Below are 419 nucleotides of genomic sequence, written 5' to 3'. Positions count from 1 at the left end.
CTCGAGCTGCGCGGCGTCGGCGACGACGAGCCGCCAGCCGGGATCCGCGCGGACGGCCGACCGGATCTGGCGGGGCAGCTGCAGCGCGCCCCCTCCGCTGGCGGCCCAGCGCCCGGTGACGACGCCGCCCGGCACGTACTCGGGGTGGAAGCGGCCGTCGCGGATCCACGTCTCCATCCAGGTCCACCCGTTGGCGGTGAGGAGGCGGGACAGCTTCTTGTGCTCCAGCAGCGGCGCGATGACGGGGTGGTCGATCTCCTGCAGCTCCCACTGCCGGGTGCTCGAGGCGTCGATGCCGGCACGGCGGAGCGCCCGGAGCACGTCGGGCGGGCTGTCGACGTTGAGGTCGGGCGCGGCGAGGATCTCGCGGATCCGCGCGGCGAGCCGCCGCAGCGCGGGCGGCGCCCCGCCGTGCGCGG

General features: G+C 76.8%; 1 pseudogene. It reads right to left on the bottom strand.

Annotated features, from left to right (window positions below):
- Positions 1–419, bottom strand: a pseudogene (locus tag DZG00_RS16525) (bifunctional 3'-5' exonuclease/DNA polymerase); the annotation flags it as partial.

It is taken from the genome of Clavibacter lycopersici (assembly GCF_003576405.1).
Taxonomy (GTDB): Bacteria; Actinomycetota; Actinomycetes; order Actinomycetales; family Microbacteriaceae; genus Clavibacter; species Clavibacter lycopersici.
Note: the sequence above shows the minus strand (reverse complement) of the source record. Positions and strands in the feature narration are given on the sequence as shown.